General features: G+C 66.2%; 9 protein-coding genes. 3 read left to right on the top strand and 6 right to left on the bottom strand.

Annotated features, from left to right (window positions below):
* Nucleotides 1–331: 331 nt before the first annotated feature.
* Nucleotides 332–721 carry an Lsr2 dimerization domain-containing protein gene (locus DTA22_RS21785; RefSeq protein ID WP_160118532.1) on the bottom strand — a complete coding sequence of 130 codons (390 nt, stop codon included), beginning with the start codon at nt 719–721 and terminating at the stop codon, nt 332–334.
* Nucleotides 722–887: 166 nt separating this feature from the next.
* On the bottom strand, nt 888–1,625 hold the full coding sequence (locus DTA22_RS21780; protein ID WP_160118531.1) for a tyrosine-type recombinase/integrase: 738 nt from the start codon (nt 1,623–1,625) through the stop codon (nt 888–890).
* Between the two features lie 48 nt (nt 1,626–1,673).
* Between DTA22_RS21780 and DTA22_RS21775 the strand changes: the two genes are divergently transcribed.
* Complete coding sequence (locus DTA22_RS21775) at nt 1,674–2,135, top strand: gamma-glutamylcyclotransferase (RefSeq protein WP_011598217.1); 462 nt, start codon at nt 1,674–1,676, stop codon at nt 2,133–2,135.
* A 19-nt stretch (nt 2,136–2,154) separates the two neighbouring features.
* Here the strand turns inward: DTA22_RS21775 and DTA22_RS21770 are convergent, their stop codons facing one another.
* From DTA22_RS21770 to DTA22_RS21760, 3 genes are read right to left on the bottom strand one after another with little or no spacing between them, the layout of a single operon-like run.
* Complete coding sequence (locus DTA22_RS21770) at nt 2,155–3,306, bottom strand: M20 family metallopeptidase (RefSeq protein WP_037244919.1); 1,152 nt, start codon at nt 3,304–3,306, stop codon at nt 2,155–2,157.
* Nucleotides 3,303–4,463 (bottom strand): M20 family metallopeptidase, encoded by a 1,161-nt coding sequence (locus tag DTA22_RS21765; protein ID WP_112300857.1) that lies wholly within the window; start codon nt 4,461–4,463, stop codon nt 3,303–3,305. The genes DTA22_RS21770 and DTA22_RS21765 overlap by 4 nt, the downstream gene beginning before the upstream one ends.
* Before the next feature lie 12 nt (nt 4,464–4,475).
* Nucleotides 4,476–5,174, bottom strand: coding sequence for an enoyl-CoA hydratase-related protein (locus DTA22_RS21760; protein ID WP_037244917.1), 699 nt, complete (start codon nt 5,172–5,174; stop codon nt 4,476–4,478).
* Nucleotides 5,175–5,194: 20 nt separating this feature from the next.
* On the opposite strand from DTA22_RS21760, the gene DTA22_RS21755 reads away from it, so the two are divergent.
* Both DTA22_RS21755 and DTA22_RS21750 read left to right on the top strand, forming a co-directional pair.
* A complete protein-coding gene (locus tag DTA22_RS21755) occupies nt 5,195–5,977 on the top strand; it encodes a purine-nucleoside phosphorylase (RefSeq protein WP_112300860.1) in 783 nt (260 codons plus the stop codon).
* Entirely contained in the window at nt 5,974–7,563 is a 1,590-nt protein-coding gene (locus DTA22_RS21750) for a phospho-sugar mutase (RefSeq protein WP_112300856.1), read from the top strand. Before DTA22_RS21755 ends, DTA22_RS21750 begins: the two co-directional genes overlap by 4 nt.
* A gap of 8 nt (nt 7,564–7,571) precedes the next feature.
* Here DTA22_RS21750 and upp read toward each other — a convergent pair whose 3' ends face one another.
* Nucleotides 7,572–8,195 (bottom strand): uracil phosphoribosyltransferase, encoded by a 624-nt coding sequence (upp, locus tag DTA22_RS21745; protein WP_037244912.1) that lies wholly within the window; start codon nt 8,193–8,195, stop codon nt 7,572–7,574.
* Between the last annotated feature and the right edge of the window lie 56 nt (nt 8,196–8,251).

Raw genomic sequence — 8,251 nt, 5'->3', positions numbered from 1 at the left:
TGCTGATTATACAATACTGCTTACACAACAAAGTCCTCCGCCGGAATCATGACAGAGGACTTTGTTGATTGTTATGTAATTGTTAACCTCCGGTACTTACAGTGGATTCCAAAGTGCTGCGAATCCGTTCCATGCTGTGCTGAGCCATCCCCATACAGGAGGCAATGTAGAAAGGTCAGGCAAGTTTCCGATCATGATCCACCGCCGAACAATCCAAACAGTTGGATGATGAAGTCACCAACGATGTTCCATGGCCATAGCCAGTTGCTCATGTTGTCTCCTGGTCTCCCCGACCATGCCTGTGTATCGCTTGTGTGTGGCTCCGGTGTTACTACAGGTTGTGTTCGTCTGCGAACTGTTCCCAGACCTCCGAAGACAGACGTGGTGCCGTGTCGCTGATCGGCTCACCCTTGGCAGTCTTGAAGGTGCCCTTGTCCAGCGCCCACTTCTTGACCTCTGCGAACGTGTGGCCCTTCTGTTCCACGAGGTTCTGAGCGTCTGACTTCGATCCCACAGCCCCAGCACGGGCGGGAGCAGGAGAAACAGTCTCTGCATCCTTGATGAACTTCTCTACAGCAGTTGCAAGCTTCTTCTGATTGGCATCACTGAGATACAACTTGTAGGTGGTTCCTTCGTATCCAAGCAACACAGGCTCGGTGGTGTCAGGAAGCTCAGCACCATCAAGATCATCAAGGTACTGAACGATAGTTTGCTTAGGCATGTTAGGTTCCCTTACTACTTGTTGGTGTTCTTCCAGACAACGATTGCGAACCATAAGGTTAGCATCATGAACAGGCTTATTGGAAAGAACAGGATGAAGCTCCATCCAACCACGGTGATAACAAACATCACAGCAAGCACATACAGAATCTTGATCAAGGGGTTCATCAGAATGCCTTCCGAATGTCATCGTCATGGGTCTGGACATAGATACGCATGGTGATTGCTGGATCAGAGTGGCGAAGTTGCTTACTGACAGCCACGATGTTCACACCACTGTTCAACAACCAAGTTGCATGCCAGTGTCTTAGTGAATGAGGATTCAGTTTGATTCCATGACGTTGACCCCAATGCCAGAAAGCAGCACGTACATGTCCTGGCTTGTCAGGTTGATCAAGCGAATCGATTTGACCTAGAAGCCACTCAGGTAGAACTACATGTCCATAGCCTGACTTCACTGGTGACAACCGACGTATCGTCTCAGTGCCGTTGTCGAACTCAACTACCTGACGATCAACTAGCAGTCTGTCTCCACTGAGTTGACTTGCACTGACTGCACAGGCTTCTCCCAATCTCAGCCCGCCGTACATCATCAGCAGTCCCCTGGTTTCGTACCGGCACTGCATCAGCGCGAACCGAAGTTGGTCCTCTGTCGGCAACACGTACCGACGTGGGATACCAGCAGGAACCTTCAGTGGCACACCAAGTACAGCCCGTATAGCGATGACTGTTGCTCGTCTTGTGTTGACGTTGTGGAGCCCAAACAGGCGAGATTCAAGTTCCTCTACAGGCAGAGAATCGTCACTGACGTTTATCCGTCTGAGCAACTTGGCGTATGAGGCAACCGTGCTGTCCCTCAAGTTCCTTCGCTGTTTGGCCTGTTGAAGCAATGTTTCGAGGTTCATACCTACTCCTGATGAATCCGTAGGTATGAGGAACGTATGCTTGCCGCCGTGTCGATCTATGCCGCCTACGGGTCCAACATGCATCCCGAGCAGATGTTGCAGCGCTGCCCTCACTCGCCGATGGCGGGGACGGGCTGGCTGCACGGCTGGCGACTGACGTTCAGTGGCGGGGACATCGGCTGGGAGGGCGCACTCGCCACCGTGGTCGAGGACCCCGATTCCAAGGTGTTCGTCGTGCTCTACGACGTCCCCGAGGAGGACGAGGTCAGCCTCGACCGATGGGAGGGCTCCGAACTCGGCATCCACCGCAAGATCCGCGTCCGCGTGGACACCGAGGGCGAACCCGCGCTCGCCTGGTTGTACGTGCTCGACGCGTACGAGGGCGGCCTGCCGTCCGCCCGCTACCTCGGGGTGATGGCCGACGCCGCAGAGATCGCCGGGGCCCCCGCCGACTACGTGCGCGACCTGCGCACCCGCAACAGCCGCAACGTCGGACCGGGCACCGAATAGAACCGCCTGGCGCCGCGCCTCAGCCCAGCACGAGGCTCGACAGCACCCGCACCCCGACGCCCAGCGCCCGCTCGTCCAGATCGAACGTGGGCTGGTGGATGTCGAGTTGCTCGCCGACCCCCGACCAGACGCCGAGCCGGGCCATCGCCCCGGGAACCTCTTCGAGATACCAGGAGAAGTCCTCGCCGCCGCCGGACTGCGGCGTGTCGGCGAGGGCGTCCGGGCCGACCGTGCGAATGGCGGCCTCGAACATGCGCGTCGACACCTCGTCGTTGACGACGGGCGGGACCCCGCGGCGGTAGTTGAGCTGGTACCGCACCCCGGTGGGCGCGAGCAGGCCGTGGACGATCTCCCGGACCAGCGGCTCGAGCATCTCCCACGTCTCGTGATCGCCGGTCCGCACGGTGCCGGTCATCATGCCGGTCTGCGGAATGGCGTTGGGCGCCCGGCCGGCGCTCACGGCACCCCACACCATCACGGTGCCGGTGCGCGGGTCGATCCGCCTGCTGAGCATGCCCGGCAACCCCGTCACGACGGTGCCCAGCGCGAACACGAGGTCGGTGGTCAGGTGCGGACGCGACGTGTGGCCGCCCGGTGAGTCGAGCACGACCTCGATCGTGTCGGCCGCGGAGGTGATCGCGCCGAGCCGCACACCGACCCGCCCGGCCGCGAGCCGCGGGTCGCAGTGGAGGGCGAAGATCCGCGACACACCCTCGAGCCGTCCGGCAGCGACGACCTCGAGCGCGCCGCCGGGCATGACCTCCTCGGCGGGCTGGAAGATCAGCCGGACACCCACCGGGAGGTCGGGGATCTCGCTGAGCGCCAGACCGGTTCCCAGCAGGATGGTGGTGTGGGCGTCGTGTCCGCACGCGTGCGACACGCCCGGCACTGTCGACGAGTACGTGGCGCCGGTCAGTTCCTGGAGCGGGAGAGCGTCCATGTCGGCGCGCAACGCGATGCGGGGACCGTCCGACGGTCCGAGATCGCACGTGAGCCCCGTTCCCCCGGGGAGCAGTTCGGGCGACAGACCGGCCGCGGCCAGCCGCGTCGCCACGAATTCCGTCGTCGCGTATTCGTGTCGCGCGAGTTCGGGATTGGCGTGGATGTGTCGACGCCACTGGGAGAGTTCGTCGGTGTGAGCGAGAATCCATTTGTCGACTGCCGCGTTCACCGGCGATCAACTCCTTCCAACAGCCGCACCCGCTGTGTCTCGTCCGTTGCCGCGCGAACTGCCGTGCGAGCCAGCGCAATCGCTCCGTCGATCACGGCGCGGTCGGCGGACTCGGTGATGCACGCCGCCGCGAACCGAGGCTGATGCGTCACCGCACCGCCCGAGTCGAGACCGATGACGGGATGAATTCCGGGCAGGACGTTGGTGACGTTGCCCATGTCCGTGCTGCCCAGCGGACGGACGCCCTCCCACTCGAGCGGCAACGGTGTCCGCCCCATGTCGATGATCTGCTCCCGGTACGTCGCGACCAGCCACGGGTCGGGCGTCAGTTCCGTGTACGTGGGCGACACCGTCCGGATCTCGTGCGTGCATCCGGTGGCGAGTGCGCCGGCCGCGAAACACGCCTCCGCGCGCGTCGTCAGCTCGGACAGCGACCACGCCGTCTCGGCGCGCAGGTAGTAGAGCATTTCGGAGCGTGCGGGAACGATGTTGGGCGCGGTGCCGCCGTCGGAGACGATCCCGTGGATCTGCTGCCCCGGCGAGAGGTGTTGGCGCAGCAGGCCGATCCCGACCTGGGCGACGGTCGCGGCGTCGGCGGCATTGCGCCCGAACTCCGGTGCGGCCGACGCGTGCGCCTCGCGGCCGGTGAACGTGACCGCGATGTCGGCCAGTGCCAGCGACGTCGCACCCGTGATGTCGATCGGACCCGGATGCACCATCAGGGCTGCTGCGACATCGTCGAAGACGCCTTTCTCGAGCATGGCGATCTTTCCGCCGCCGCTCTCCTCGGCGGGCGTCCCGATGACCCGCACCGTGATCCCGAGCCGGTCGGCGACCGTGGCGAGCGCGACGCCGGCGCCGACCGCGGACGCCGCGATGATGTTGTGCCCGCACGCGTGGCCGATCTCCGGGAGCGCGTCGTACTCGGCGCAGATACCGATGACGAGGTCGCCGCTGCCGAACGTGGCGTCGAACGCCGTGGGCAGGCCGGCGATGCCCGACTGCACGTCGAACCCGCTGCGTTCGAGCAGTTCGGTGATCTTCGCGACGCTACGGAACTCCTCGAACGCGAGCTCCGGTTCGCTGTGGATCGAATGGGACAGCGCGATCAGATCGGTCTCGATTGACCTGACCGCCGCCTCGACATCCGCATTCACGTGCTCATTCTCTCACCCGAAGCTGAAGTTGCTCTTGTCCGTCACCGTGGCGAGCGCGGCGAGGGCGTCGTGATGGATTCCGCGCTTGATCCCGGCGAGGTTGGCGCCGCGGGTGGCGGTGAGCGCGGCGGCCCGTGTCACGGCGGCCGCGAGGACGCCGTCGCCGTCCGCGAGTTCGTCGACGATGCCCGCGGCGAGCGCGTCGGAACCGCCGTAGCGGCGGCCCGTCGTCATCGCCTCGACCGCGGTCTGCTTCGGCAGACGAGTGTTGAGGAGCGCCGACATCCCCACGGTGAAAGGCATGTTCAGCGACACCTCGGGGAGGCAGTAGAACCCGCGGTCGGCGCGCATGACCCGGAAGTCGTGCGACGTGGCGAGCATCGCGCCGGCACCGAAACCGTGCCCCTGGACGGCGGCGACGGTGGCCATCGGGAACGCGAGCAGTCGGCTGTAGATCGTGTGCACCCGGTCGAGGTATTCCGGGAGCTTGTCCGTGTTCGCGAAGATCCACGTGGTGTCCAGGCCGTTCGTGAAGAACTTGCCCGTCGCGGTCGTGACCAGTGCGGCGGGACCCTCGTGGGCTTCCACCTCGTCCAGTGCGGCGTGGGTGGCGTCGATCCAGTCCGGATGGAAGCGGTTCTCGTTGTCCGTCTCGCCCTCGTTGCCGAGGTACAGGATGAATACGTCGCCGTCGCGATCGAGATAGGGCATGAGTGGAAGACTATCGCCTCATGGGAACGCCAGACGCCGCGGCCGCCGCGCTCGCCGCGCACACGAACTGCGCCGAACACTCGATCGCCGTCGTCCTCGGATCGGGGTGGAATGCCGCCGCCGACCGGTTCGGCGAATCACTCTGCACCGTCCCGATGGCGGATCTACCGGGGTTCACACCACCCTCGGCCGCGGGTCACGCCGGAACGATCCGCTCCGTGGACGTGGAAGGCAAGCGGGTCCTCGTCCTCCTCGGCCGTACCCACGCCTACGAGGGCCATCCCCTGTCGTCCGTCGTCCACCCGGTGCGCACGGCCATCGCCGCCGGAGCGACGACCGTCATCCTGACGAACGCGGCCGGGGGAATCCGCGAGGACTTCACCGTCGGACAGCCCGTGCTGATCAGCGATCACCTCAACCTCACGGCCCGGTCACCTCTCGTGGGCGCGGAGTTCGTCGACCTGGTCGACGCGTACGACCCCGAACTGCGGGCCCTCGCCCGCGACATCGACGGGTCGCTGAGCGAAGGCGTCTACGCCGGTCTGCCGGGTCCGCACTACGAGACCCCCGCCGAGATCCGGATGCTGCGGACGATCGGTGCGGATCTCGTCGGCATGTCCACCGTCCACGAGACGATCGCGGCGCGGGCGCTCGGCGCCCGTGTCCTCGGGATCTCGATGGTGACCAATCTCGCGGCCGGCATCACCGGCGAGCACCTGAACCACGAGGAGGTCCTCGCCGCGGGCCGGGCGTCCGCCGACCGCATGGGCGGTCTCCTGCGAGAACTGGTGGAACGCTTGTGAACGATCCGATCGCGGACTGGATCGACACCGATCCCGACCCCGAAACGCGGGCGGAACTCGCGAGCCTCTCCGCCGACGAGCTCGCCGACCGCTTCGCCGCTCCGCTGAGTTTCGGGACCGCGGGTCTGCGCGGGCCGGTGCGGGCAGGCCCGAACGGCATGAATCTCGCCGTGGTGATCCGCACGACGGCCGGGCTGGGCGCGTGGCTGAAAGACCGGTGCCTGGGCGGCTCCACCGTCGTCGTCGGGCGCGACGCGCGGCACGGATCCGAGAAGTTCGCCGTCGCCGCGGCGGAAGTGCTGGCGGCCGCGGGATTCTCGGTCGTCCTCCTCCCCCGCCCGCTCCCCACGCCGATCGTCGCGTTCGCGGTCCGCCTCCTCCGGGCCGCGGCCGGCGTGCAGATCACCGCCTCCCACAACCCCGCCGCCGACAACGGATACAAGGTCTACCTCGACGGCGGCGCCCAGTTGATCTCGCCGTCCGACAGGGAGATCGAAGCATCGATCAGCCGGATCGGGCCGGCGAATCTCGTCCCCCGCACGGTGGTGACGCCGGCGTCCGAAGAACTCCTCGACCGCTACGTCGACCGGGTCGCGTCCCTGCCGACGGGACGGTCGCGGACCCTGCGCATCGCGCTCACCGCCATGCACGGCGTCGGCGGCGAGACCGCAGTCACCGCACTGAAATCCGCCGGATTCACCGACGTCCACACCGTCGCGACCCAGTTCGGCCCGGACCCCGACTTCCCGACCGTCGAGTTCCCCAATCCCGAGGAGCCGGGCGCCTCGGACGCCGTCATCGCTCTCGCCGCGGACGTCGGCGCCGACCTCGCGATCGCCCTCGACCCCGATGCCGACCGGTGCGCGGTCGGCGTGCGCGGGCCGGACGGCTGGCGGATGCTCCGCGGCGACGAGACGGGCGTCCTCCTCGGCGAGCACGTCCTCGCCTCCGCCCCGGCCGACTCGCTCGTCGCGACGACGATCGTCTCATCCGCCCTCCTCGGAAAGCTCGCCGAGGCCCGCGGCGCCCGCTTCGCGCGCACCCTCACCGGCTTCAAGTGGCTCGTGCGGGCCGGTGAGGGTCTCGTGTACGCGTACGAGGAAGCGATCGGTCACTGCGTCGACCCGGAGTCGGTGCGCGACAAGGACGGTATCTCCGCCGCGGTGGTGGCCGCCGACCTCGCCGCGACGCTGCGAGCCGAGGGGTCGACCCTCCTCGACAGGCTGGACGACTACGCACTCGAATTCGGGTTGCACGCGGGAGACCAGGTGTCGCGACGCGTCACCGACCTCGCGGACATCACCGCGATGATGCGACGCCTGCGGTCGGAACTGCCTGCCGAACTGGCCGGCGAACCCGTCGAGGCCACGGATCTGGCGGAACTGCGCGGGCAGTCCCGCACCGACGCCGTCGTACTCGCGGGGTCCACCGTCCGGATGGTCGTGCGCCCCTCGGGAACCGAACCCAAGCTCAAGTGCTACCTGGAGGTGGTCGTCCCGGTGCCGGATCGATCGGCGCTACCCGCGGCCCGCGAGAGGGCCGCGACCCGGTTGAACCTGTTGCGCGAGTTCGCCGAAGCCCTGTAGCCGGGAAGTCAGCGAGGTCCGAACTGACGGTCCCCGGCATCGCCGAGGCCGGGCACGATGAACGCGTTCTCGTTGAGTCCCTCGTCGACCGCAGCGGTGACGAGTCTCACGGGATGACCCGACGCGGAGAGGGCGGCAACACCTTCGGGCGCGGCGACGACGCACACTGCGGTGACGTCCGTGGCGCCGCGGGCGACGAGCAAGTCGATCGTGTGCACCATCGAACCGCCGGTCGCGAGCATCGGGTCGAGGACGTAGACCGGGATGCCGGACAGGTCCGCGGGGAGCGACTCGAGGTACGGCACCGGCAGATGCGTCTCCTCGTCCCGGGCCATGCCGACGAAACCGACTCGCGCCTGCGGGATCAGGCTGCTGGCCTGCTCGACCATGCCCAGTCCGGCGCGCAGGACGGGAACGAGCAACGGCGGATGGGTGAGCCGCACCCCGTCGGTCGTCGCGATGGGCGTGACCACGTCGAACGTCTCGACCGGAGCCTCGCGCATCGCCTCGTACACCAACATGTGTGTCAGCCGTCGCAAAGCGGCCCGAAATGTGGCATTGTCGCTGCGCGCATCGCGCATCGTTGTCAGGAGGACCGCTGCGAGCGGGTGGTCGACGACGTGCGTGTTCATGTTCGAAGAATAAGGGGGCGCGGGGCGAGATTTCGCAGGAGAGCGATTCTCGGCGA

The organism is Rhodococcus wratislaviensis, from assembly GCF_900455735.1.
Classification (GTDB): Bacteria; Actinomycetota; Actinomycetes; order Mycobacteriales; family Mycobacteriaceae; genus Rhodococcus_F; species Rhodococcus_F wratislaviensis.
Note: the sequence above shows the minus strand (reverse complement) of the source record. Positions and strands in the feature narration are given on the sequence as shown.